General features: G+C 75.1%; 21 protein-coding genes. 11 read left to right on the forward strand and 10 right to left on the reverse strand.

The genetic code is table 11. The features are described 5' to 3' along the window. Positions 1 to 36 precede the first annotated feature (36 nt). On the forward strand, positions 37 to 936 hold the full coding sequence (locus EV188_RS28985) for a hypothetical protein (RefSeq protein WP_133829803.1): 900 nt from the start codon (positions 37 to 39) through the stop codon (positions 934 to 936). Between the two features lie 48 nt (positions 937 to 984). Continuing rightward, the gene (locus EV188_RS28990; RefSeq protein ID WP_133829852.1) at positions 985 to 2,445 is read left to right on the forward strand and encodes an MFS transporter; all 1,461 of its coding nucleotides are present in this window, start codon (positions 985 to 987) and stop codon (positions 2,443 to 2,445) included. A gap of 175 nt (positions 2,446 to 2,620) precedes the next feature. Here the strand turns inward: EV188_RS28990 and EV188_RS28995 are convergent, their stop codons facing one another. Next, complete coding sequence (locus EV188_RS28995; RefSeq protein WP_133829804.1) at positions 2,621 to 3,631, reverse strand: aminotransferase class V-fold PLP-dependent enzyme; 1,011 nt, start codon at positions 3,629 to 3,631, stop codon at positions 2,621 to 2,623. 15 nt (positions 3,632 to 3,646) lie between these two features. Next, a complete protein-coding gene (locus tag EV188_RS29000) occupies positions 3,647 to 5,899 on the reverse strand; it encodes a heavy metal translocating P-type ATPase (RefSeq protein WP_133829805.1) in 2,253 nt (750 codons plus the stop codon). Between the two features lie 568 nt (positions 5,900 to 6,467). Here EV188_RS29000 and EV188_RS29005 point away from each other — a divergent pair. Together EV188_RS29005 and EV188_RS29010 are read left to right on the forward strand one after the other, a co-directional pair. Beyond that, positions 6,468 to 7,649, forward strand: a complete 1,182-nt coding sequence (locus tag EV188_RS29005) for a serine hydrolase (protein ID WP_133829806.1) — start codon at positions 6,468 to 6,470, stop codon at positions 7,647 to 7,649. Positions 7,650 to 7,681: 32 nt separating this feature from the next. Then, positions 7,682 to 7,963: a metal-sensitive transcriptional regulator gene (locus tag EV188_RS29010; protein WP_133829807.1), complete on the forward strand. Its 282-nt coding sequence runs from the start codon at positions 7,682 to 7,684 to the stop codon at positions 7,961 to 7,963. A gap of 1 nt (position 7,964) precedes the next feature. Here the strand turns inward: EV188_RS29010 and EV188_RS29015 are convergent, their stop codons facing one another. The 3 genes from EV188_RS29015 to EV188_RS29025 are packed head-to-tail and all read right to left on the reverse strand — an operon-like array spanning position 7,965 to position 10,778. Further along, positions 7,965 to 8,327, reverse strand: a complete 363-nt coding sequence (locus EV188_RS29015) for a hypothetical protein (RefSeq protein ID WP_133829808.1) — start codon at positions 8,325 to 8,327, stop codon at positions 7,965 to 7,967. Between the two features lie 58 nt (positions 8,328 to 8,385). Beyond that, positions 8,386 to 9,567, reverse strand: coding sequence for an acetyl-CoA hydrolase/transferase C-terminal domain-containing protein (locus tag EV188_RS29020; protein WP_133829809.1), 1,182 nt, complete (start codon positions 9,565 to 9,567; stop codon positions 8,386 to 8,388). A gap of 53 nt (positions 9,568 to 9,620) precedes the next feature. Next, positions 9,621 to 10,778, reverse strand: coding sequence for an acyl-CoA dehydrogenase family protein (locus tag EV188_RS29025; protein WP_133829810.1), 1,158 nt, complete (start codon positions 10,776 to 10,778; stop codon positions 9,621 to 9,623). A 69-nt stretch (positions 10,779 to 10,847) separates the two neighbouring features. Between EV188_RS29025 and EV188_RS29030 the strand changes: the two genes are divergently transcribed. Next, the gene (locus tag EV188_RS29030; RefSeq protein WP_133829811.1) at positions 10,848 to 11,417 is read left to right on the forward strand and encodes a carboxymuconolactone decarboxylase family protein; all 570 of its coding nucleotides are present in this window, start codon (positions 10,848 to 10,850) and stop codon (positions 11,415 to 11,417) included. On the opposite strand, the gene sigJ is transcribed toward EV188_RS29030, so the two are convergent. Further along, the gene (gene sigJ, locus EV188_RS29035; RefSeq protein WP_133829812.1) at positions 11,407 to 12,273 is read right to left on the reverse strand and encodes an RNA polymerase sigma factor SigJ; all 867 of its coding nucleotides are present in this window, start codon (positions 12,271 to 12,273) and stop codon (positions 11,407 to 11,409) included. The two genes, EV188_RS29030 and sigJ, sit on opposite strands and share 11 nt — an antisense overlap. Positions 12,274 to 12,283: 10 nt before the next feature. After that, entirely contained in the window at positions 12,284 to 13,750 is a 1,467-nt protein-coding gene (locus EV188_RS29040; protein WP_208114415.1) for a peptide MFS transporter, read from the reverse strand. A 160-nt stretch (positions 13,751 to 13,910) separates the two neighbouring features. On the opposite strand from EV188_RS29040, the gene EV188_RS29045 reads away from it, so the two are divergent. From EV188_RS29045 to EV188_RS29055, 3 genes are all read left to right on the forward strand, one after another. Beyond that, positions 13,911 to 15,617: an L-lactate permease gene (locus EV188_RS29045; protein WP_133829814.1), complete on the forward strand. Its 1,707-nt coding sequence runs from the start codon at positions 13,911 to 13,913 to the stop codon at positions 15,615 to 15,617. A gap of 126 nt (positions 15,618 to 15,743) precedes the next feature. Continuing rightward, a complete protein-coding gene (locus EV188_RS29050; protein ID WP_133829815.1) occupies positions 15,744 to 16,307 on the forward strand; it encodes a hypothetical protein in 564 nt (187 codons plus the stop codon). Next, positions 16,304 to 17,347, forward strand: coding sequence for a protein kinase domain-containing protein (locus EV188_RS29055; RefSeq protein WP_133829816.1), 1,044 nt, complete (start codon positions 16,304 to 16,306; stop codon positions 17,345 to 17,347). Before EV188_RS29050 ends, EV188_RS29055 begins: the two co-directional genes overlap by 4 nt. Before the next feature lie 3 nt (positions 17,348 to 17,350). Here EV188_RS29055 and EV188_RS29060 read toward each other — a convergent pair whose 3' ends face one another. Beyond that, the gene (locus EV188_RS29060; protein ID WP_133829817.1) at positions 17,351 to 18,193 is read right to left on the reverse strand and encodes a hypothetical protein; all 843 of its coding nucleotides are present in this window, start codon (positions 18,191 to 18,193) and stop codon (positions 17,351 to 17,353) included. Further along, complete coding sequence (locus EV188_RS29065; protein ID WP_243742081.1) at positions 18,190 to 18,663, reverse strand: MarR family transcriptional regulator; 474 nt, start codon at positions 18,661 to 18,663, stop codon at positions 18,190 to 18,192. The genes EV188_RS29060 and EV188_RS29065 overlap by 4 nt, the downstream gene beginning before the upstream one ends. A gap of 84 nt (positions 18,664 to 18,747) precedes the next feature. On the opposite strand from EV188_RS29065, the gene EV188_RS32050 reads away from it, so the two are divergent. The 3 genes from EV188_RS32050 to EV188_RS29075 all read left to right on the forward strand — a co-directional run bounded on the left by EV188_RS32050 (position 18,748) and on the right by EV188_RS29075 (position 22,404). Beyond that, on the forward strand, positions 18,748 to 19,536 hold the full coding sequence (locus EV188_RS32050; RefSeq protein WP_166660149.1) for a hypothetical protein: 789 nt from the start codon (positions 18,748 to 18,750) through the stop codon (positions 19,534 to 19,536). 426 nt (positions 19,537 to 19,962) lie between these two features. After that, entirely contained in the window at positions 19,963 to 21,063 is a 1,101-nt protein-coding gene (locus tag EV188_RS29070) for an alpha/beta hydrolase (RefSeq protein WP_166660150.1), read from the forward strand. A 45-nt stretch (positions 21,064 to 21,108) separates the two neighbouring features. After that, the gene (locus EV188_RS29075) at positions 21,109 to 22,404 is read left to right on the forward strand and encodes an Nramp family divalent metal transporter (RefSeq protein WP_133829820.1); all 1,296 of its coding nucleotides are present in this window, start codon (positions 21,109 to 21,111) and stop codon (positions 22,402 to 22,404) included. A 51-nt stretch (positions 22,405 to 22,455) separates the two neighbouring features. On the opposite strand, the gene EV188_RS29080 is transcribed toward EV188_RS29075, so the two are convergent. Next, positions 22,456 to 23,415, reverse strand: a complete 960-nt coding sequence (locus EV188_RS29080; protein WP_133829821.1) for an NADP-dependent oxidoreductase — start codon at positions 23,413 to 23,415, stop codon at positions 22,456 to 22,458. Positions 23,416 to 23,435 lie beyond the last annotated feature (20 nt).

The raw sequence follows: 23,435 nt of genomic DNA on the forward strand, positions 1-23,435 counted from the left end.
ACCGTCGGGGGATTCGTGCCGCGTTCTCGTCCCTGCGTGCTGATCCTCGCTCTCCTGCTGGCCGTGGCGGGCTGCGCCGCGCCCGCGGCGGGGGAGGAGGAACGGCCCGGACCGGTCCCGCCCGCGCCGGTCGCGGCGCCGTCGCCACCCCCGCGGGAGCTGCCCCGGGGCGGGCGGACGATCTTCCCGCAGCACCGGGTCGTCGCGTTCTACGGCACCGCGGGCACCGACGCGCTCGGCGTGCTGGGGGAGGGCACGCCCGACGAGGCGGGCGAGCGGCTCGAGGAGGTCGCCGCGGCGTTCGCCACCCCGGGGCGCACGGTGCTGCCGGCCATGGAGCTGATCGTCACCGTCGCGAACGCGACGCCCGGTCTCGAGGGCGACTACTCGACCGACATCACGCCCGACGCCGCGCGCACCTACCTCGACGCCGCGCGGACCCGCGGGCAGCTGCTCGTGCTCGACGTCCAGCCCGGGACCAGCGACTTCCTGTCCGCCGTGCGCGTCTGGGAGCCGCTGCTGCGGGAGCCGGACGTGGGGCTCGCCCTCGACCCGGAGTGGCGGATGGCGCCGGGCGAGGTGCCCGGGGAGGTCATCGGCGGGGTGTCGGCGGCCGAGGTCAACGCGGTGTCGGCGTGGCTCTCGGCGATCGTGACCGACGGCGACCTGCCGCAGAAGCTGTTCGTCCTGCACCAGTTCACGGCGTCGATGATCACCGAGCCCGAGCAGCTCGCGACCCCGCCCGGGCTCGCGGTGGTCCAGCACATCGACGGGTTCGGGGCGCCGGAGAACAAGCGCGGCAAGTACGCGCAGCTCCGGCGGCCCGGGCAGCTGCACCCCGGCTTCAAGCTCTTCTACGACGAGGACACCCCGACGCTCTCGCCCGCCGAGACGCTCGGGCTCTCGCCGCCCCCGGATCTCGTCACCTACCAGTGAGGCGGTCATGCTGACCCGGTGAGCGACACCGCCCCCGAGGACGTCCGCATGGGTTCCGCCCGGGGCCGCTGGATCCTGCTGACGACGGTGCTCGGGTCCGGGCTCGCGATGCTCGACTCGACGGTGGTCAACATCGCGCTCGAGCGGATCGGCGCGGAGTTCGACGCGAGCTTCGCGGCGCTGCAGTGGACGATCAACGGCTACACGCTCACGCTCGCCGGCCTGATCCTGCTCGGGGGCTCGCTGGGCGACCGCTTCGGGCGCCGCAAGATCTTCGTCATCGGCGTCGTGTGGTTCGCGCTGGCCTCGGCGCTGTGCGGGCTGGCGCCGTCGGTGGAGTTCCTCATCGCCGGGCGCGCGCTGCAGGGCGTCGGCGGCGCGCTGCTCACCCCGGGCAGCCTCGCGCTGATCTCGGCGTCCTTCCACGGCGGCGACCGCGCGGCGGCGATCGGGGCCTGGTCGGGGCTCGGGGGCGTGGCCGGCGCCGTCGGGCCGTTCCTCGGCGGCTTCCTCGTCGAGTGGACCTGGCGCGCGGTCTTCCTCATCAACCTCCCCCTCGCCGCGATCGTGGTGGTCGTGGCGCTGCGCCACGTGCCCGAGTCCCGCGACCCCCAGGCCACCCAGCACCTCGACGTCCCGGGCACCGTCCTCGCGGTCGCCGGTCTCGGCGCGCTGACCTGGGCGCTCACCGCCGCCGGCGAGGACGGCGTCACGCCCGTGGTGATCGTGACCGGGGCGGTCGGCGTGCTCTCCCTCGTCGCCTTCGTGCTCGCCGAGCGCCGGTCGCGGGCGCCGCTCGTGCCCGGCGAGCTCTTCGCGAACGCCCGGTTCACCGGCGCCAACGTCGTCACCCTGCTCGTCTACGGGGCGCTCGGCGTCAACTTCGTGCTCGTGGTGCTGCAGCTCCAGGTGGTCGCCGGGTTCAGCCCGCTCGCGGCCGGCACGGCGATGCTGCCGATCACCGTGATCATGCTGCTGCTCTCGGCCCGCTCCGGGCGCCTCGCGCAGCGCATCGGGCCGCGCTGGCCGATGACGATCGGGCTCCTGCTCGCCGCGACCGGGATGCTCCTGCTCGGGAGGATCGGGCCCGGCGCGTCGTACCTCGTCGACGTGCTGCCGGCCGTGGCGCTCTTCGGGCTCGGCCTCGCGGGCACCGTCGCCCCGCTCACCGCGACCGTCCTCGACGCCGCCGACGACCGCCACGTCGGCATCGCCTCCGGCGTCAACAACGCGATCGCCCGCGCCGCGGGCCTCCTCGCGGTGGCGCTGATCCCGGCCGTCGCGGGCATCTCCGGGCAGGACTACACCGACCCGCCCGCCTTCTCCGAGGGCTACCGCGCGGCGATGACGATCTCGGCGGGCCTGCTCGTCGCGGGGGCGGTGCTCTCCGCGGTGCTGCTGCGCCCACGCCGGGGCCCGGCGGACCCGCCGACGACCCCGCCCCGCTTCCCGACGGAGTCGTGCACCCACTGCGGCGTCACGGCCCCGCAGCAGTACCCGCGCGACTGAGCAGTCGCGAACGGCACGGTCGGCAGGCCTGCGCCCTGTCGATCATGCGGACCGTGCTGGCCGCACGGGGGAGGGCACAGGAGTGCTCGCCAGTTCGATCTCCCGGGCGTGCCGTCACGGCGGTGCCCTGGATGCACCGTCGAGAGATCGTTCTGGAGAGCTCCGGCCGGACCGGTCAGCTCAGCGCCTCGAGCACCGTGTCCGCGTCGGCGTCGGTGTTGTGCAGGTGGAAGCCCAGGCGGGCGGCGCCGCCCCGGACCGCGCAGCGGACGCCGGCGGCAGCGAGGCGGTCGGCGGCGCCGTGGTGGCGGACGGCGACGATCGCCGACTCGCCGGCGGGCAGGTCGAGACCCCGGCGGACGCGGTTGGCGAGGCCCACGGCGTGGTCGCGGACCTCCTCGGCGTCCAGCGACGCGAGCCACGGCAGGGACACCGCCGCGCCGACCTGGGCGAGCCACACGGGGGAGAGGTCGAAGCGCCGGGCGTCGGGGTGCAGGCGCAGCGGGAGGCCGTAGATCGCGTCCCACCCGCCCGCGTACCAGCCGGACTGCACGGGGGTGACGCGCTCGGCGAGCCGGTCCGAGAGCGCCATCCACGCCGCACCGCGGGGCGCGAGGAGCCACTTGTAGCCGCCGGCGACGACCACGTCGGCCCAGCCGAGGTCGGCGGGCAGCCAGCCCAGCGACTGGGTCGCGTCGAGGACGACGAGGGTGTCGGGGCCGACCTCGGCGCGCAGGGCCTCGAGGTCGACGATGCCGCCGTCGACCGACGCGACCACGCTGACCGCGACGACGTCCGCGGCCCCGGTGCGCTCGGGCAGCTCGTCGAGCGCCACCTCGACGACCTCGTGGCCGGCGGACACGAAGGGGAAGGTCACGCTCGTGAACTCGCGGTCGGCGGTGAGCACCCGCGCCCCCGGCGGCAGCGAGGCAGCCACGAGCCCGAGCAGCCCGGACACCGTGGTGCCCAGCGCCACCGACGACGGCGGGACGCCCACGAGCTGCGCGAACGCGGCGCGGGCGGTCGCGACGGCGCCGTCGAACTGCGGCGCGGTGGTCTGCGCGCGCCCCCACGCGCTGACCGCGGTCGACACCGCCTCGACCACGGGCTGCGGCGGGACGCCGATGGACGGGGTGTTCAGGTAGACGTCGTCGACGTCGAAGGTGGTGCCGAACGCGTGCCGCACGCGCTCCAGGCTAGATCACGTGAAGCGGCGCAGGCGCAGGCTGTTGGCGACCACGAAGACGCTCGAGAAGGCCATCGCGGCACCGGCGATCATGGGGTTGAGCAGGCCGAGCGCGGCCAGCGGCAGCGCGGCGACGTTGTAGGCGAAGGCCCAGAAGAGGTTGCCCTCGATCGTCCGCAGCGTGCGCCGGGCAAGGCGCAGGGCGTCCGGGACGAGGCGCAGGTCGCCGCGGACCAGGGTCAGGTCGCCGGCCTCGATGGCCGCGTCCGACCCGGTGCCCATCGCGAGCCCGAGGTCGGCCCGCGCGAGGGCGGCGGCGTCGTTGACCCCGTCGCCGACCATCGCGACCACGGCGCCGGTGTCCTGCAGGCGCGCGATCTCGTCGGCCTTCCCGTCGGGCAGCACGCCCGCGACGACGGTGTCGATGCCGACGCGGTCGGCGACGGTGCGGGCGACGGTCGCGTGGTCGCCGGTGAGCAGGACCGTGCGCAGACCGAGCGCGTGCAGGGCCGCGACCGCCTCGGCGGAGGTGTCGCGCACCGTGTCGGCGACGGCGAGCACGCCACGGGCCCGCAGGACCCCGAGCTCGTCGGCCCAGGCCACGCACACCGGCGTGGACCCGCCCGCCTCGACCTCGGCGACGGCGTCCGCGAGGGCACCGTCGGACGGCACGCCCCGCTCGTCGAGAAGGCGGCCGCGACCGACGACGACCGCGCGGCCGTCGACGGTCCCCGTCACCCCGAGCCCGTCGCGGCTCACGACGTCGACGGCGGCGGGCAGGTCACCGAGGCGCGCGCGGGCGGCGTCGGCCACGGCGCGGGCGACCGGGTGCGCCGAGGCGTCCTCGAGCGCGCCGGCCCGCAGCAGGAGCTCGTCCTCCTCGACCCCGGGCAGCGCGACGACCCCGGACAGGCTCATCTCCCCGGTGGTCACCGTCCCGGTCTTGTCGAGGACGACGGTGTCGACGCGCCGGGTGGACTCGAGGACCTCGGGCCCGCGCAGCAGGATGCCGAGCTGGGCGCCGCGTCCGGTGCCGACCATCAGCGCCGTCGGCGTCGCGAGGCCCAGCGCGCAGGGACAGGCGATGATGAGGACCGCGACCGCCGCGGTGAACGCCGCCGACGAGCCCGCGCCGGCGAGCAGCCAGACCGCGAGCGTGCCGAGCGAGAGCGCGATGACGACGGGGACGAACACCGCCGAGACGCGGTCGGCGAGGCGCTGGGCGGCGGCCTTGCCGTTCTGGGCCTCGGCGACGCGGCGCGCGATCCGGGCGAGCTGGGTGTCGGCGCCGACCGCGTCCGCACGGACCACCAGGCGCCCGCCGACGGCGACCGTCGCGCCGCTGACCGCGTCCCCGGGGGCGACCTCGACCGGGACGGACTCGCCGGTCATCGCGCTCGCGTCGACGGCGGCGCGACCCTCGACGACGACGCCGTCGGTGGCGACGGTCTCGCCGGGGCGCACGACGAACTCGTCGCCGACGACCAGCCGCTCGACCGGGATGCGCTCCTCGCGCCCGTCGCGGCGCACCGCCACGTCCTTGGCGCCGAGGTCGAGCAGGGCCCGCAGGGCGTCGCCGGCGCGGCGCGTGGCGCGGGCCTCGAACCAGCGCCCGGCCAGCACGAACGTCGTCACCGCGGCGGCGACCTCGAGGTAGAGCGCGTCCGGGCCGGCGTCGGCGGTGAGAGAGAGCGGGTGGGTCATGCCCGGCATCCCGGCGCCGCCGAGGAAGAGGGCGTAGAACGACCAGCCCAGCGCGGCCAGCGTGCCGACCGACACCAGCGTGTCCATCGTCGCCGCGCCGTGGCGCAGGTTCGTCCACGCGGCGCGGTGGATGTCCTGCCCGCCCCAGACGACGACGGGGGCGGCGAGGATCGCCGAGAGCCACTGCCAGTTCGTGAACTGCCACGCGGGCACCATCGCGAGCACCACGACCGGCAGCGTCAGCGCGATGCTGACCAGCAGGCGGTGGCGCAGGACGTCGGCGCGGTCGGGGCCGGGGGCCGCGTCGTCCGGGCGGGCGGACGGCGGGGCCGCGCCGTAGCCGAGCTTCTCGACGGTCGCGACCAGGTCGTCGACACCGACCGAGGCCGGGTGCTCGACCGAGGCCGTGCCGGTGGCGAAGTTGACGCCCGCGCGGACGCCGTCGAGCTTGTTGAGACGCTTCTCGATGCGGGCGGCACACGACGCGCACGTCATCCCGGTGATCGCCAGCTCGACGCGCGACGTGTCGCGGGCCGGCGCGTCCCAGGTGGGCGGTGCACTCATCGGGGCCTCCCTCTCTCTCCTCCGCGTTGGTACCCCTGGGGGGTATGGCTGTCAAACCGTGTCGCCGTTTCGGGCGGGGGGTCGTCGATCACGGGGAGCGAGGTGGTGTGATGCAACCGTGACCTCCTACCGGCCGCCGCCGCGGCCGGGGCCGGACGGACCACCGGGAACCCCTCGTCCAGCCGGCTCCGGCGGCTCCGTCGCCGCGCCGCCGCGCCATCGCGCGCCGGTCGAGCCGACGGGCCCGGCGACGGGTGTGGCCGTGCTCACGGCTCCGCCGGTGCGCCGGGTGCCCGCCCCGACGGCGCACGCCGGTCACGTCGCCCCGCCGCACCGCCGACCGGTGCCGTACGACGCCGGCCCGGCGTCGATGCCGCCGGCACCCTCGCCGGCACCCTCGCCGACACCCTGGCCGCCGTACCCGTCCGCACCACCTCCGCGGGTACCCGGTCCACCGCCCGCCGACCGCCCCGGCGGCCGCCACGCGGGCGGACCCCCCGTCGGCGCCCCCCTGGTCCCGCCGCCCGGAATCGACCCGCGCCCGTCGGGACGCCACGGCCGCCCGGACGTGGCGCCGGCAGAGCCGGTCCAGCCCGCCCGGCCCGCCGCCCCGGCGCCTCGCCGCGCGGAGCCCCCGCGCACCACCGAGCGCCCGGCCGACGCCCCGCCCCGCCGAGGCCGCGCCACCGGGACCTCGCCGGGCCTGCCCGTCGCGCTCCCCGCCGAGGTCCCCGAGACCGTCACGAGCACCGAGCGGCCGTCCCGCCGGACGGGTGGCGCGCACGGGAGCCGGGTCCGCACCCCGCAGCCCACCGCAGCCCCGCGCAAGCGCAAGCGCGGCCTGCCCGTCGGGCTGGGCGCCGCCGTGGTCGGCGCGCTCTGCGCCGGGACGCTGGTCACGGTCGAGACGCTGTCCACCGGCTCGTCGGACCCGCTGGCCTCCACCGACCGCCTGCTGCAGGCCATCCCGGGCGGCGCCGAGCCGGTCGAGTCGGTCGGCCCCGCGACCGCCCCCGAGGCGCCGGAGGTCGACCTCGCCTCGGCGGTCTCGGCCGCGGAGTCGGCGGGGGGACGCGACGGCGCCACGGTCGGCATCGCGGCCGTCGACCTCGCGACCGGCGAGCTGGCCCCGGGCTCGGGCGGCGAGGAGCGCTTCGACACGGCGTCGCTCGCGAAGCTCTTCGTCGTCGTCGACATGCTCCAGCGCCAGCGCGACGGCGAGATGACGCTGACCCCCCGCGACCTGCGCCTGGTCCACGCCGCCCTGACCGTGAGCAGCGACCCGGCGATGAACGCCCTCTGGACCCAGTACGACGGGCCCGGCGCGATCACGCGGGTGGCGCAGTCGCTCGACCTCGAGGACACCAGCACCCCCGAGGACTCCTCGCAGTGGGGCGAGGTGCAGACCTCGGCGCGCGACATGGTCAAGCTGCTGCGCCACATCCAGGTCGACCTGCCCGCGCAGGACCGCGACCTGATGCTCGGCGCGATGGGGCAGGCGGCCCGGACGGCCGGCGACGGGTTCGACCAGGGCTACGGCTTCCTCGACGGCGCCACCCCGGTCAAGCAGGGCTGGATGTGCTGCATCGCCTCGCGGGCCGAGGTGCACTCGGTCGGCATCATCGACGGGCGCTACATGGTCGCCGTGATGTCGAGCCAGCCCCCGGGCTACGACCAGGCGCGCCAGACGGTGTCGGCCGTCGCCCGCGCCGCGCGCGATCACCTCCGGCCGGTCTCGTCCGCCGGGTAGCCTCGACCCGGCACCCCGGCGCGAGGAGGGTCATGCACGGCTACGCGGACAGCAAGGACGACCATCTGCGGCGTCTGCGCCGGATCGAGGGTCAGGTCCGCGGCATCGCGCGGATGATCGAGGACGACAAGTACTGCATCGACGTGCTCACCCAGGTCTCCGCGGCGACGCGGGCCCTGCAGAACGTCGCGCTCGGCCTGCTCGAGGAGCACATGGGCGGCTGCGTCGTCGACGCCGCCAAGGCCGGCGACGAGGAGGCGGCCGAGAAGGTCCAGGAGGCCTCCGCGGCGATCGCCCGCCTCGTGCGCTCCTGATCTACGCCCGCACCGACTCCACGCGGGCGCGCAGCTCGGCCGCGAGTGCCTCCACGCCGCCGAAGCGCCGGTCGACGATCAGCTGGCCGAGCATGGCGAGCAGCACCGAGGGCCACTCGACGAGCCCGAGGATCCCGGCGCCGACGTAGAGCCCGTAGAGCAGCAGGCTCTCCGGCTCGGGGGTGTGCGCGCGGACCCAGGCGTGCACGGCCTCCTCGTCCCCGGCGTCGAGGGCGGCGAGCAGGTCGGGCGCCTCCCACGGCTCGGGGGACGTCTCGGACGGCAGCGGCGGCGTGCGGGTCACCGTCTCGTCGGGCACGGCGGCGAGGTGCGGGCGAGCGGGGGTGGCGGTGCCGTCGGCCATGGGGTGTCCTCCGGGGGTCGGCGGGGTGAACGCGTGCTGTCGTGCAGGCGTACCCACCCTAGGCCGGGAACAGCGGGTCCAGGGCCCGACGACGTTCGTCACGGTCGAGGCCGCGCAGGTCGGCGTGGCCGTGCTCGGTGACGACGACGTCGACGTCGTGCGAGGCCGTGGTGACCGGGCGGGAGAGCCGCTCGACGCGCGTCGAGCGCCCGCGGTGCTCCGCGGCGAGCGCGATCACCGACAGGCTGCGCGCCGACCGGGCCGCGGCCGCCGCGTAGTCGGGGTGCCCGCCGATGCCGCCGACCAGCGCGGTCGCCGTGCCCTCGACGTTGACCTGACCGTCACGGTCGATCTCCACCGCCGTGTTGACCGCGACGAGCGGCGGGTCGGCCGCCAGGCGTCCGGGGTCGTGGGTGTGCTCGATGCGGTGCACGACGGCGCGGCCGGCGCGCCCGCGGGCGTCGGCCCAGGCGTAGAGCTCGCGGGACCCGACGAGGTAGGTGGCGACGGGGTCGCCAATCAGCAGCCCGGCCTTCTCGAGCGCCACGACGCCGTCGCCGAGCAGCCCGGAGTCGGCGCGCACCCGCACCCCGGCCGCCCGCACCCCGTCGACGACCGCCGCGCCGAGCTGGCCGGGCGCCCACTGCAGGCGCACGCCGTCGGTGAGCAGGCCCGCGACGTGACCCCCGATCGCCCGGTGCGCGTCGCTCGGTTCCGCGGGGTCCACGACGTGCGGGCCCTCGGACACCTCGCCGAGCACGAACACCTGCTCGTCCGGCAGCGGGGGACCGGACACGGCGCGGGGGAGCTCGGGGTCGAGGACGACGGCCACCGGCACGCCCAGGTCGATCACCGCGCGCACCCAGGACGCCTCGCTGCCGAGCACCGGGCCGACGGGGCCGGGCGCGGCGGCGACCACGAGCAGGTCGGGGCGCAGGGGGCCGGCGACGAGGGCGGGCACGGCGGACAGGCGCGCCGGCACCGCCCGCACGTGCCCGGCGTCCGCGGCGCGCCGCAGGCCCCAGCCGGGCATCACCGTGCGCGCGTCGGCGAACGCGTCGAGCTCGAGGCCGTCGGCGGGACCCGGCAGCCAGCCGGTGACCAGGCGCAGGTCGCCGCGCTCGCGGGCCAGCGCCGAGAGCAGCGGGTACGCGGCGCGGGGGCTGCCCGTGCCGTCGGCCAGCGCGATCCGCGCACCGGGCCGGACGAGTGCCGCGAGGACGCGGCCGTCGAGCGCCATGATCGGATGCTACGCACGTGAGGGATATGGGTCGCCAGGGCGACCCATATCCCTCACGTGCGCGCAGCGCCTCCCAGGACCCCGCGGGCGATGATCACCTGCTGGATCTGGCTGGTGCCCTCGTAGATCCGGAAGAGGCGCGCGTCGCGGTAGAGCCGCTCCACCGGCACGCCGCGCATGTAGCCCGAGCCGCCGTGGACCTGCACCGCCCGGTCCGCGATGCGCCCGACCGCCTCGGAGCAGAAGTACTTCGCCGTCGACGGGCCCAGCGTCGTGTCCGAGCCGTCGTCGTAGGCCTTCGCGGCCTCGCGGACCAGGGCGCGCCCGGCGTGCCAGTCGGTGACCGAGTCGGCCACCAGGCCCTGGACGAGCTGGTACGCGGCGATCCGGTGCCCGCCCTGCTCGCGCTCCTGGGCGAACCCGGTCATCTCGTGCACCAGCCGCGCCGCCATGCCCATGCACAGGGCCGCGATGTGCAGGCGCCCGTGCGCGAGGCAGCGCATGGCGGTGACGAAGCCGCGGTGCAGGCCCTGCTCACCGCCGACGAGGTTGGCCGCCGGCACCCGGACGTCGTCGAGGTAGACCTCGCACGTCCACGAGCCGCGCTGGCCCATCTTCGCGTCGTGCTCGGAGAACGACACCCCGGCCGCCGACGTGGGCACGAGGAACGTGGAGATGCCCTTGGCGGGCGCAGCGTCCGGGTCGGTGCGGGCGAAGACCATGAGGACGTCCGCGAGCGGGGCGTTGGTGATCCAGCGCTTGGCGCCGGTGATCACGAACTCCTCGCCGTCCCGGACGGCCTTCGTCGTCAGCGACGAGGGGTCGGAGCCGGCGTCGGGCTCGGTGAGCGCGAAGGAGGCGACGACCGCGCCGGACGCCAGCCGCGGCAGCCACTCCTGCTGCTGCTCGGCCGTCCCGCCGGTGAGCAGGACCTGGCCGGCGATGCCGTTGTTGGTGCCGAACAACGAGCGCAGCGACGGCGTGGTCCAGCCGAGCTCCATCGCGAGCTCGACCTCCTCGGCCATCGAGAGCCCGATGCCGCCGAACTCCTCGGGGATCGCGAAACCGTAGAGCCCCATCGCCTTGCACTGCGCGCGCAGCTTCTCGGGGACCTCGTCGGCCGCCTCGATCTCGTCCTCGCGCGGCACCACCTCCTCGCGCACGAACTCGCGGACCGAGGACAGGACATCGGCGAAGTCGGAGGCCTCCATGACCGACACCGTGTCACGTTCCGCGGGGCTGCGCCGTCCTCTGGTCACCCACCGACCCCAGGAGATCCCATGCCCCGCATCCCCCTCGTCCCCGACCGCGACGCCGGCGTCCTCGGCCGCCTCGCCTACGCGTTCGCGCGCCGCCGTTTCGGCGAGGTCCCCGAGCCGTTCGCCGCCCTGCGCCACCACCCGCGCCTGTTCTGGACCGCGGCCGTGAGCGAGTCGCTGCTGGAACGGTCGGCGACGGTCCTGCCCGCGCGGCTGCGCGACCTCGCGGTGTACCGCACGGCCACCCGCGTCGGCTGCTCCTGGTGCGTCGACTTCGGCGAGATGCTCTGGCTCCACGAGGGCCTCGACCTCGACCACCTGCGCCGGGCCACCGCCGACGGCGCGCCCGACGACCCCGCCTTCGACGACGACGAGCGCGCGGTCCTCGCCTACGCCGACGCCATGACCGCGCAGCCGATCACGGTCACCGACGCCCAGGTCGCCGACCTCGACGCCCGCCTCGGGCACGCCGGGCTCGTGGAGCTGACCCAGCACGTGGCCGTCGAGAACCAGCGCGCCCGCGCCAACGCCGCCCTCGGGCTGCACGCGCAGGGCTTCGCCGACGCGTGCGAGGTGCCGGTCAGGAGCTGAGCTTCTCCGGGGTCATCACCACGTGCACGCCGATCGCCCGCCCGTCGACGACCGTGAGGACACCGACCATCGGGGGTGACGACGGCAGGAGCATCCCGACCTCGCCGTTGACGGTCACCGGCCGGATCGACGACAGGGCCCCCGGGTCGACCTCGTCGAGGAGGGCCACGAGCAGGCGCGCGATCTTCTCGGCCCCGTGCACCACCCGGCGTGCGGCCTTGACGACGCCGCCGCCGTCGGTGCGCAGCGCGGCGTCGGGGTGCAGGACGGCGACGAGCGCCGGGACGTCGGCGGCACCGAGGGCGGCGAGGAAGGCGTCGAGCACCCGGCGCTGTTCGGGCGCCCCGACGGGCACCGGCAGCTCGCCCGCCCGCGCCGCCTCGCGCACCCGCCGCCGGCCCCGGTGCGCGATCTGGCGGGCCGCGGACGGGGTGGTGCCGAGCACCGCGCCGACCTCGTCGAACCCGAGCCCGACGGTGTCGTGCAGCACGAGCGCGACGCGCTGGTCGGGGGTGAGGTGCTCGAGCACGAGCATCGTCGCCATCCGGACGTCCGCCGCCGCCACGACCGCGTCGAGGACGTCGTCGGGGCCCGTGGTGAGCAGCGGCTCGGGGAGCCAGGGGCCGACGTAGCTCTCGCGGCGCGCCGGCGCCGAGCGCACCCGGTCCAGGCACAGGCGCGCCACGGTCGTCGCGAGCCAGGCCCGGACGTCGCGCACCGCGTCGCGCCCGTCGGGCCCGAGCCGGTCCCACCGCAGCCACGCGTCCTGCAGCGCGTCCTCGGCGTCGGCCCGCGAGCCCGTCAGCCGGTACCCGACGGCGAGCAGGTGGGCGCGGTGCTCCTCGAGGGGATCCACGAGGACGTCTCTACCGCACGCCCCGCATCGCCCGCCGGATCCACGGGCTCAGGGCGAACAGCGCGAGGCCCAGGACGATCGCCGCACCGCCGACGATGCCGAAGTAGGCACCCTCGGTCTCGGGGGAGTAGAAGCCGGCGAGCGTCCCCGAGAGCGCCGAGCCCAGCGAGACCGACAGGTAGAACAGCGCCACCGTCTGGTTGCGGAACGCGGCCGGTCCGACGCGGGTCGAGAGCGAGAGCCCGACCGGCGAGAGGTTGAGCTCGGCGAGGGTGAACACCAGCAGGATGAACACGATCGCGAGCACCGGCGTCGTGTTGACGCCGCCGCCGGCCCACGGCAGGAACAGCAGGAACGCCACGCCCATCAGGCCGGCGCCGAGGGCGAACTTGACCGCGGTCGACGGGGCCCGGTCGCCGAGCTTGGTCCACAGCAGCGCGAACAGCGGGGCGAGCACGATGACCCAGAAGGGCTGGATCGAGTTCACCCAGGCGATCGGCATCTCCCAGCCGAACAGGTTCCGGTCCAGGCGTGTGTCGGAATACAGGGTGACGACGGTGAACTGCTGCTGGAACAGCGACCAGAACACCACGCTGCCGAGCCACATCGGGATGAACGCCCGCACGCGGCTGCGCTCGTCGTCGTCCACCTTCGGGCTGCTCAGCATGATCGCGAAGATCGCGATCGCGATGAGGGCGACGACGACCGCGACGCTCGTCGAGAGCGTGGCCGCCGAGAGGATGCCGGTGGTGAAGCCGACGGCGACGAGCACGACGACGGCGACCGCGACGAGGGCCGGGCGCACCCAGGCGCCGGCGGGCAGCGGGTTGGGCACGACCGCGGCGCTGGCGGGGAGGCCGCGCCGGCCCAGGGTGTAGATCGTCAGACCGATCGCCATGCCGATCGCGGCGAGCCCGAAGGCCCAGTGGAAGCCGGCGAGCTCCTGGGTCAGGCCGGTGAGCAGCGGTCCGACGAGCGCGCCGATGTTCACGCCCATGTAGAAGATCGAGAAGCCGGCGTCGGCGCGCGGGTCGTTGCGGTCGTAGAGCGAGCCGACGACGGTCGTCGCCGCCGTCTTCACCCCGCCGCTGCCCAGCGCGACCAGCACGAGGCCGACCGCGACGCCGAGGACCCCGGGCAGGATCGCCAGGGCGAGGTGGCCCGCCATCACCAGGACCGCGGAGAAGAAGAGCGTGCGCTCCGCGCCGAGCAGGCGATCGGCGACCCACGCGCCGACCACGGCCGCGAGGTAGACCAGGCCGCCGTAGGCGCCGATGACGCTCGTCGCGGACTCCTCGGGGAACCCGAGCCCGCCCTCGGCCACGGCGTAGTACAGGTAGTACGCCATGACGGCCTGCATCCCGTAGAACGAGAAGCGTTCCCACAGCTCGACCGAGAACACGGTGCCCAGGGCCAGCGGGTGGCCGAAGAAGCGGCGGTCGGTGGAGCCGGTCGTCTCTGTCGGGGTCGTCGTCACGGCGTGCAGGGTGCTCCTCGCGGAGCGCGACCGCCAGAGAACTCACCAAGACTTGACGTTTCCGTTCCCCGAAAGCCCGTCACCGGTTCGTGTCGACACGGGGCGACGGAACGGGCACTCTGCGCCACCAACGCACTGCTGCGTCTCGGAGGTGGGCACCGTGTACGTGCAGAACGACACCCCGCTCGGAGGGTCGCTGGCGCTGAGCTCGCTGGTCGCGGTGCTCCCGCTGCTCACCCTGTTCGTCCTGCTCGGAGGCCTGCGCGTCCGGGCATGGCTGGCGTCGCTGATCGGGCTCGCGGTCGCGCTGCTCGTCGCGGTGATCGCCTACGGGATGCCGGTCGGGCAGGCGCTGCTCGCCGGCACCGAGGGCGCCGTGTTCGGGTTCTTCCCGATCTTGTGGATCGTCATCAACGCGCTCTGGATCTACCAGATGACCGTGGTGACGGGGCACTTCGACGTCCTGCGCCGCTCGTTCGGCTCGGTCTCGGACGACCAGCGGGTCCAAGCGGTGATCATCGCCTTCTGCTTCGGTGCGCTGCTCGAGGCGCTGGCGGGCTTCGGCACCCCGGTCGCCATCTGCACCGTCATGCTCATCGCCCTGCGGTTCAGCCCGCTCAAGGCGGCCGTGGTGGCCCTGGTCGCCAACACCGCGCCCGTCGCCTTCGGGGCGATCGCGGTGCCGATCACGACGCTGGCGTCCGTGACCGGTCTGCCCGAGGACGCCCTGGGTGCCATGGTCGGTCGCCAGACCCCGATCCTCGCCGTGTTCGTGCCCTTCGTGCTCGTGGGGCTCGTCGACGGGTGGAAGGGCATCCGGGAGACCTGGCCGGTGGCGCTGGTCTCGGGACTCGTGTTCGGGATCGCGCAGTTCGCCACGTCGAACTACCTCTCGCTCCCGCTGACCGACATCGTCGCGGCGCTGCTCGCGGCCGGGGCCGTCGTGCTGCTCGTGCGCATCCGCCCGCCGCAGCGGGCCGCGGTCACCACCGCCGCGTCGTCCGACACCCGTGAGACCGTGCCCGTGGGTTCCGGCGGCTCCGGGGGCGCAGCGACGGGCGACGAGCCCGGCACACCACAGGCCCCCGAGGGGGCCGACCACGACGACCACACCCGGGACAGCCGCCGCGACGTGGTCCTCGCCTACATGCCGTACCTGATCATCATCGCGCTGTTCTCGATCCAGCAGATCCCGGTCGTCGACGACGCGCTCGGGGCGACGACGACGAAGTTCAACTGGCCGGGGCTCAACGTGGTCACCGAGGCCGGCAAGCCGGTGTCCACCCAGACCTTCACCCTGAACTGGCTCGAGGCCGCCGGGACGATCCTGCTCATCGCCGGCGTCCTCACCGCCCTGGTGCTGCGGCTGCGCCCGGGCGCGGCGGTCGCCGCCTACGGGCGCACGCTCGTGCAGCTGCGCACGGCGATCGTCACCGTCATGGCGGTGCTCGCGCTGGCCTACGTCATGAACACCTCGGGCCAGACGCTCACGCTCGGCGGGCTGCTCGCGGGCACGGGCGGCTTCTTCGCCGTCCTCTCCCCGGTGCTGGGCTGGCTGGGCGTCGCGGTCACGGGGTCGGACACATCGGCGAACTCGCTGTTCGGCGCGCTGCAGGTCACCGCCGCGCGCGGCGCGGGGCTCGACCCGATCCTGCTCGCGGCGGCGAACAGCTCGGGCGGCGTGCTCGGCAAGATGATCTCGCCGCAGAACCTCGCGATCGCGGCCTCGGCGGTCGCGATGAGCGGGCGCGAGGGCGAGATCCTCCGCCGCGTCCTGCTCTGGAGCATCGTGTTCCTCGCGGGCATGTGCGTGCTCGTGTACCTGCAGTCGACGCCGGTGCTGGGCTGGATGGTCGTCCCCGGCTGAGCGGGCGGAGTAGCGGAGGGGAACCGTTCGGCGACTCGTCACTCGAACGGTGCTCCGCGGCCGGGTCCGGCGGGCACCCGATGGTTTGATCGTCACCAGTCAGAGCAGGTGGCACGGAGGGGTGCAGTGGATCCGATCCTGATCATCGTCGGGGTCGCCGTGGTGGTGCTGATCCTCGGCGTCGTGCTCGTCGTGGTCGCGCGCAGCCGGTCGCGGTCGCGGCGCGCGGCGCTGCGCAGCCAGTTCGGCGACGAGTACGACCGCGTCGTCGAGGAGTACGGCACGCGCGACGGCGAGCGCGAGCTGCGGGCGCGTCTCAAGCGGCGTCGCGCGCTCGAGGTGCGCGAGCTCGACGGCGGCGAGCGCGACCGCTTTGGGCAGGCGTGGGAGACGGCGCAGTCGAGCTTCGTCGAGAACCCGTCGACCGGGCTGCGCGACGCCGACCTGCTCGTGCAGCAGGTGATGCGCGAGCGCGGCTACCCCGTCGAGCAGTTCTCCGAGCGCGCCAAGATGATCTCGGTCGACCACCCGGATCTCGTCGAGCGCTACCGCTCGGCCCACCGCGTGTCGACCGACGTCGAGGACGGCAGCGCCGGCACCGAGGACATGCGCCAGGCGATGGTCGACCAGCGCTACGTCTTCGACGCGCTGCTCGCGGGCGGCGACGCGGCCCGGACGCGGCGGATGTGAGCGCTCCCGAGGGGTCGCGCGTGCTCGCCGACCGGTACGAGCTCCAGGGGCTGATCGGGCGCGGCGGCATGGCCGAGGTGCACCGGGCGGTCGACCGCGAGCTCGGCCGCACGGTCGCGGTCAAGCTCCTGCCCTCGGAGTACCGCGGGGACGCCGAGTACGGCTGGCGGCTGCGCGACGAGGCGCGCGCCGCGGCGGTCATCGACCACCCGCACGTCGTGGCCGTCCACGACGTCGGGGCGGCGGACGGCGGCGAGGTCTTCGTCGTCATGGAGCTCGTCGAGGGCCGCACGCTGCGCGACGAGCTGGCCGACCGGGGCCGGCTCACGCCGGACGAGGCCGCGTCGGTGCTGGTCCCGGTGTGCGAGGCGCTCGCCGCGGCGCACGACCGCGGCGTCGTCCACCGCGACGTCAACCCCGGCAACGTCATGCGCTGCTCCGACGGCACCGTGAAACTGATGGACTTCGGGATCGCCCGCGTCGCGGACGTCGAGGGCTTCACCAACACCGGCGTCGTCGTCGGGACGGCCGCCTACCTCTCGCCGGAGCAGGTCCGCTGCGATCCGCTCGACGGCCGCAGCGACGTCTACGCGGTGGGCTGCACGCTCTACGAGCTGCTCACCGGGCAGGTCCCGTTCCGCGGGCCGAGCTCGGTCGAGGTGGCCTCGCAGCGCCTGCGCGAGTCCCCGGTGCCGCCCCGCCAGGTCAGCGGCGAGATCTCGCCCGACCTCGACGCCGTGGTGCTGCGCGCGCTGGCGCTCGAGCCCGCGATGCGCCACCACGACGCCCGCGAGCTCGCCGACGACCTGCGCCGCTTCGCCGCCCCGGACCCCACCCTGCGCACCGAGGTGATCAACCGGCCCGCCCCGGTGGGCGGCGGTGCGGGCCCCACCGGCACCCGGCCCCAGGACGTCCCCGACGAGGGCCCCGGCCCGGGGGAGCACGAGCCGTGGTCCGCGGTGCGCCGCCTCGGCGTCGCCCTGATCGTGCTCGCCGTCCTCGTGCTCGTCGGCGCGGGCGCGTTCCTGCTGCTGGGGTAGCGCTCAGGGCTGGCCGAGGCGGCGCAGCGACAGCTGCCCGTCGGCGGGACCGGTCTGGTCCCACGTCCCCGCGGCGACCGTCCAGGTCCGCCCGTCGAAGGTGACGCTCTCGAGCGCGAGGCGCTGGGCGTGCGCGACGAGCCAGGTCGCGATGGCCCAGCCCGCCTCGGGCTCCTGCGCGCCGGAGAGGCGCCGGGTGCCGAGCTCGGACGCGGCGAGCTCGGCGACGGCGCCGCTGCCGGGGTCGGCGGCCGGGGTCGTCGAGAGGTCGACGCAGGTCATCGCGGCCGGCGCCTGCCCGAGCAGGGCGACGGCCATGAGGCGCGCCTCGGGCTCGTGGTCGGCGTAGGCCTCGGGGAAGCCGCTGCGCTGGACGGTCTGCGCGGCGACGGTGATGTCCATCGACGACCAGCCGGGCACCTGCAGCAGCGCCTCGTAGAACGCCGTGGTGGCGTAGACCGGGTCGAGGATCTCCTCCTCGCTGCCCCAACCCTGGCTCGGGCGCTGCTGGAACAGGCCGAGCGAGTCGCGGTCGCCGCCGCGGAGGTTCGCCAGGGTCGACTCCTGGATGGCGGTGGCGAGGGCGATCGTCACCGCGCGGTCGGGGACGCCGAGGCGCCGGCCGACCCCGACGATCGTCGCCGCGCTGTCGGCCTGCTCGGGCGAGAGTGTCCAGGTCGCGGGCAGGCCGGGGGAGTCCGGCGGCGCGGTGATCGTGCACCGGGGACGCGCGGCGATCTCGCTGTTCGACAGCACGACGATCAGTGTGATGACCAGGGCCAGCACGGCCACCACGGCGACGGCGACCGCGACGGCCCCGGCGCGGGAGCCGATCGGCGAGCTCATCCCTGCGGGTTCTCCGTGATCATCTCGGCGCGGTGCTCGGCGACCGACGCGACGACGTCGGTGAGGAAACGGTGGACGACGTCCAGTTCGGCGGGCGTGTAGCCGGCGAGCACGGCGTCGAGGCGCGTGGCGAGCGGGCCGAAGAAGGCGCGCCCGACGGCTTCGCCGGCCGGGTCGTGGTGCAGGGTCACGCGGCGCCGGTCGGCGTCGTCGCGGACCCGGTGGAGGTGGCCGAGCCGCTCGAGACGGTCGACCGCGGCCGTCGTGGCGCCCGACGAGAGCCCGACCTCCTCGCCGAGCCGGCCCGGGGTCAGCGCCGCGCCGGCCCGCTCGGCGCGCAGGACGGCGAGCAGCGCGGCGGCGTCGGTGCGGTGCAGGCCCTGCTCGGCGGCGAACACGTGACCGAGCCGCCCGGCCTCGTCGGCGTAGTCCTGCAGGAGCCGAACGAGAGCGTCACGCTCCTCGGCCACGGGCCCACCTCCTTCGCCGTGCATCGTATCGACCCGGCGAGTAATCTCGACGATCGAGAGATTCCACGATGGAGGGATGTTGCCGTGACTGCGGTGATCACGAGGGCGACGGTCGCCGACCGGGTCCGGGCCGGGGCGCTGCTCGCCGGGGCGCTGCTGCAGGTCGTCGCCGGGGGGCTGGGCGGCTCCGGGGCGTTCGGGCTGTCGGTGGGGGTCGTGGCGCGCGAGAACACCACGGTCGTCATGCCCGTCCCGGCGGCGTTCTCGATCTGGGGCCTGGTGTACGCGGGGCTCCTGGTGCTCGCGGTGCGCCAGGTGCTGCCCGGCCAGCCCGAGCGCGCGGTGCACCGGGCGACGGGCTGGTGGCTCGTCGCCTCGACCCTGCTCAACGCGGGCTGGATCCTCGCGTTCTCGGCGCGGGCGGTGGTGCTCGCGCAGGTGATCATCGTCGCCCTGCTCGTGGTCCTCGCGGCGGCCCTGGCGCAGCTCACCCGTCTGCCGGCGGCGGGTGCCGGCGACCGGCTGATGCTCCACGGACCCGTCGCCCTCTACGCGGGGTGGGTGAGCGTCGCGACCGTCGTCGGCGCGGCCACCACCGGCACGTTCCTCGGCGCGCCGGGCGACCTGACCGTGCTGGGCGCGCTCGTCCTGCTCGTGACCGGGGCGATCGCGTCGGCGGTCGTCGCGTTCACGGCGGGCGCCGTGCCCTACGCGGCGTCCGTGGTCTGGGCGCTCGGGGCGATCGTCGCCATGGCGCCGCCGCTCGCCGTCACCGTGGCGGCGGTCGTGGCCCTGCTCGCCGTCGTGGCCGTCGCCGCCCGCCGCGTCCTCACCGCCCCGCCCGGCCGGCGCGTCCCCGCGGCGTTCGGGTGACGGTGTTGTCAGCGTGGCGGCCACGCCGGCGTTGAACGTGAGGAAAGCCCCCACGATCTCGGCTCGGGGCGAGCGAGCCGGCGCCGTGGTCGTGCGAGCGATGCGGCTTTGCTGGCGTGTGACGCCAGGATCGCCACATCCTCGCTGCGCGACACGCCGGGGCTCGTGCCCGCGGAGATCACGAGAGCGCTGTGCACCCCGGGCCGCGTTGCAAGGTGCATACCGCGCTCCTGATCACCGAAGGATCGCCGAGGACCACCCCGCCCGCGTGATCAACGGGGACGTCGAGCGCCCAGAAGCAGCGAACCGCCCGTTCGCTGCCGAGCAGGGTGACCCCGAGGCCCGCGCCACACCCCGCGAACCGCCCGCGAGCGCGGCGCGGAGGTCCCGCGTGGTGAGGTGATCGTCGGCGGGAGGGGACCGAGGGTGCTCGTGTGGCTGGTGCGCACGGTGGGGATCGTGTGGCTGCTCCTCGTGCTCGTCGTCGCCGTCGGCTCGTATGCCCCGCGTCTGCCGGTGATCGGGTTCCTCGGGTCGTTCGTCACCGGCCAGTACCCCGTGCACGCCGCGCTCGCCGCCGCGCTCGGGATCGGGCTCGGCGCCGCGACCTGGGCTCTCGGAGGACGCGACGGGGTGGTCGTCGCCGCCGTCGCGCTCGTCGCCGCCCTCGCGCTGACCGCCGTCGTCAGGGCCCAGGCGGGCGACGAGGAGATCGACTGGTGGGCTGCGCTGACCGTCGTCGGCCAGCCCGACGGGCACCCCGACCGCACCGAGCAGTACGCCGTCGACGAGCTCGGGCGTCCGCTGGACCTCGACCTCTACCGGCCCGCGGGCCCCGGTCCGCACCCCGTGGTCGTCTGGGTGCACGGCGGCAGCTGGGTCCGCGGCGAGCGCGACGACCGCACCGCGCTGAACCGCTGGCTCGCCGACCGCGGGTACGCCGTCGTGTCCGTCGAGTACCGCCTGCCGCCGCCCGGGCCGGTGGGGGAGGGCCAGCGCCACGACGTCGCGGCCGCCGCCGCGTGGGCCGCCACGCACGCCGCCGAGGAGCACCTCGACCCGGACCGGATCGTCCTCGCCGGGCAGTCGGCGGGCGCCACGCTCGCGCTGAGCACGACCGCCGGCATCCTGGCGGGCGAGCTGAGCGCACCCCGCCCCCGCGCCGTCGTCGCCTACTACCCCGCCACCGACCTGCGGATCGTGGACCGCTCGCTCCAGGACGCGGTCCTCGGCGGCCGGGCCACCGAGCGACCGGCCGAGACGGCAGCCGCCTCGCCCGTCGACCTCGTGCGCCCCGACCTGCCGCCGACCCTGCTCGTGCTCGGGTCCGCCGACCACTTCGTCTACCCCGACCGCGTCCACGCCTACGACGGCGCCCTGCGCGCCGCGGGTGTGCCGGGGCGGCTGGTCGAGGTGCCGCACGCCGACCACGTCTTCGACTTCCCCTTCGGCAGCCCCGGCGCGCAGGTGACCCGCCCGCAGGTCGCCGCCTTCCTCGCCGACCACGTCGGAGTGACCGCCCGGTGACGGACGGCTACCGAAAAGCCGTCGCACCGTGGTGAACTGCCCCGTATGACCGATCGGGGCACGGACGACGTCGGTACGAGCGAGGGCCGGCAGACGCGACGCTGGAGCATCGTCGGCCCGGGCATCGTCGTGGCGGCGACGGGCGTGGGCGCGGGCGACCTGGTCGCGACGCTGGTCGCCGGCGCCGAGTACGGCTACACGCTGCTCTGGGCGGTGGTGCTCGGCGTCGTCGTCAAGATCGCGCTGGCCGAGGCGACGGGCCGCTGGCACCTCGCGACCGGCTCGACGATCTTCGCGGGCTGGCGCTCGCTGGGGCCGTGGACGACGGTCTACTTCGTCGTCTACGTCGCGATCTGGGGCTTCGTCTACGGCGCGACGGCGATGACGTCGTCGGCGCTGCCGCTCGCGGCGATGTTCGGCGGGTCGATCCCGGCGTGGGGCATCCCGTGCGGCCTGGTCGGGCTGGTCCTCGTGTGGTTCGGCTCGTACCCGCTCTTCGAGAAGATCATGACCGTGCTCGTCGGCGTCATGTTCGTCGTCGTGGTGGGCCTCGCGATCCTCGTGCTGCCCGACGTCCCGGCGATGCTCGCGGGCCTGATCCCGACGCTGCCGCAGGGCTCGGGGATCTACACGCTCGGGCTGGTCGGCGGCGTCGGCGGCACGGTGACGATGGCGGCGTACGGCTACTGGGTCAACGCCAAGGGCTGGCGCGACAGCTCGTGGATCAAGGTCATGCGCCTCGACAACCGCGTCGCCTACATCACCACCGGCATCTTCGTCGCGGCCATGCTGGTGGTGGGCGCGGAGCTGCTGTACACGGCCAACATCGCGCTGGTCGAGAGCGACCGCGGCCTGCTCGACCTCGACGCGATCCTCGAGCAGCGCTTCGGCCCGGTGATCGCGACGCTGTTCCTCGTCGGGTTCTTCGCGACGTCGTTCTCGTCGCTGCTCGGGGTGTGGCAGGGCGTGAGCCTGATGGTCACCGACTTCGTGCGCACCCGCCGCGAGGCGGTCGCGAAGACCCCCGAGGAGCTCCAGGCCGCCGGCCAGCTCAGCGACGACGCCGAGCGCAGCACCCCGTTCCGGCTCTACCTGCTGTGGCTGACGTTCCCGCCGATCGTGCTGCTGTTCCTCGGCCGGCCGTTCGCGCTGGTCGTGGCGTACGGCGCCCTCGGCGCGTTCTTCATGCCGTTCCTGGCGATCACGCTGCTGTGGCTGCTCAACAGCAGCCGGACGCCGCGCGAGTGGCGCAACGGGTGGCTCTCGACGACGTTGCTCGTCGGCGCGGCCGTGCTCTTCCTGGTCCTCTGCGTGACGGAACTGATGGACACGTTCGGCTAGCCACGTGCGTGATCTTCTGAGTGATAGCTCAGAAGATCACGCACGTAGGGCTCAGAACGTCAGGACCAGACGGCCCCGGACGCCCCCGGCCTCGAGGCGGCGGTGGGCCTCGGGGGCCTTCTCGGCCGGGATCGTGTCGGCGACGCGCAGGGTCAGCACGCCCTCCTCGGCCTGCCGGCGCAGCGCGTCCAGGGCCGCGTGGTCGGTCGCGACGTCGCGCACCAGCACCGGGTGCCACGTGATCCCGCGCTCGTCCGCGCCCCGGTGCCCGCGCACGGTGGCGATGCGACCGCCGTCGCGGACGGCGTCGAGCAGCGCGTCGCCCTGCAGCGACCCGTCGACGACCGCGTCGACGCCGCCGGGCTGGCTCTCGCGGATGCGGGCGGCGACGTCGTCGCCCCGGCGCACGACCACGTCGGCGCCCAGCGACCGCACGAGCGCCTCGTCGGCCTCGGACGCGTCGGCGACGACGGTGAGCCGGTCGGCCTTCGCGAGCTGCACCACGTAGCCGCCGAGGGCGCCCGCCGCGCCCGTCACCGCGACGGTCTGCCCGGGGGCCAGCGCGAGCGTGTCGAGCGCCAGTCGCGCGGTGAGCCCGTTCATCGGCAGCGTGGACGCCTCGACCGCCGACGTCCCCGCCGGCGCGCGCACCACCGACCCCGCGGGCACGACGACGTGCTCGGCGTAGGCCCCGTGGCTGCCGTCGGGCACCACGATCGCCATCGCGGCGTCGCCGACGTGGAGCTCGGTGTCGGTGCCCTCGCCGATCTCGTCGACCTCGCCGGCGGCGTCCATGCCCGGCACGTACGGCGGCGGGTCCTTGCCCCATCGGCGTGCTGTGCTGGATGCGTTCGAGGCGCGGGACCCGTCGCGGGCGAGGGTGTCGGTCGGGTTCACCGCCGCCGCCCGCACCCGCAGGCGGGCCTCGCCGGGCCCGGCGTGGGGCTCGGGCAGCTCGACGACCTCGAGGGCGTCCGGTCCTCCGTAGGTGTTCACTCCGATGGCACGCACGCGTGCTGCCTACCCCGTCG

This window comes from Actinomycetospora succinea (assembly GCF_004363095.1).
In the GTDB taxonomy this organism is placed as follows: Bacteria; Actinomycetota; Actinomycetes; order Mycobacteriales; family Pseudonocardiaceae; genus Actinomycetospora; species Actinomycetospora succinea.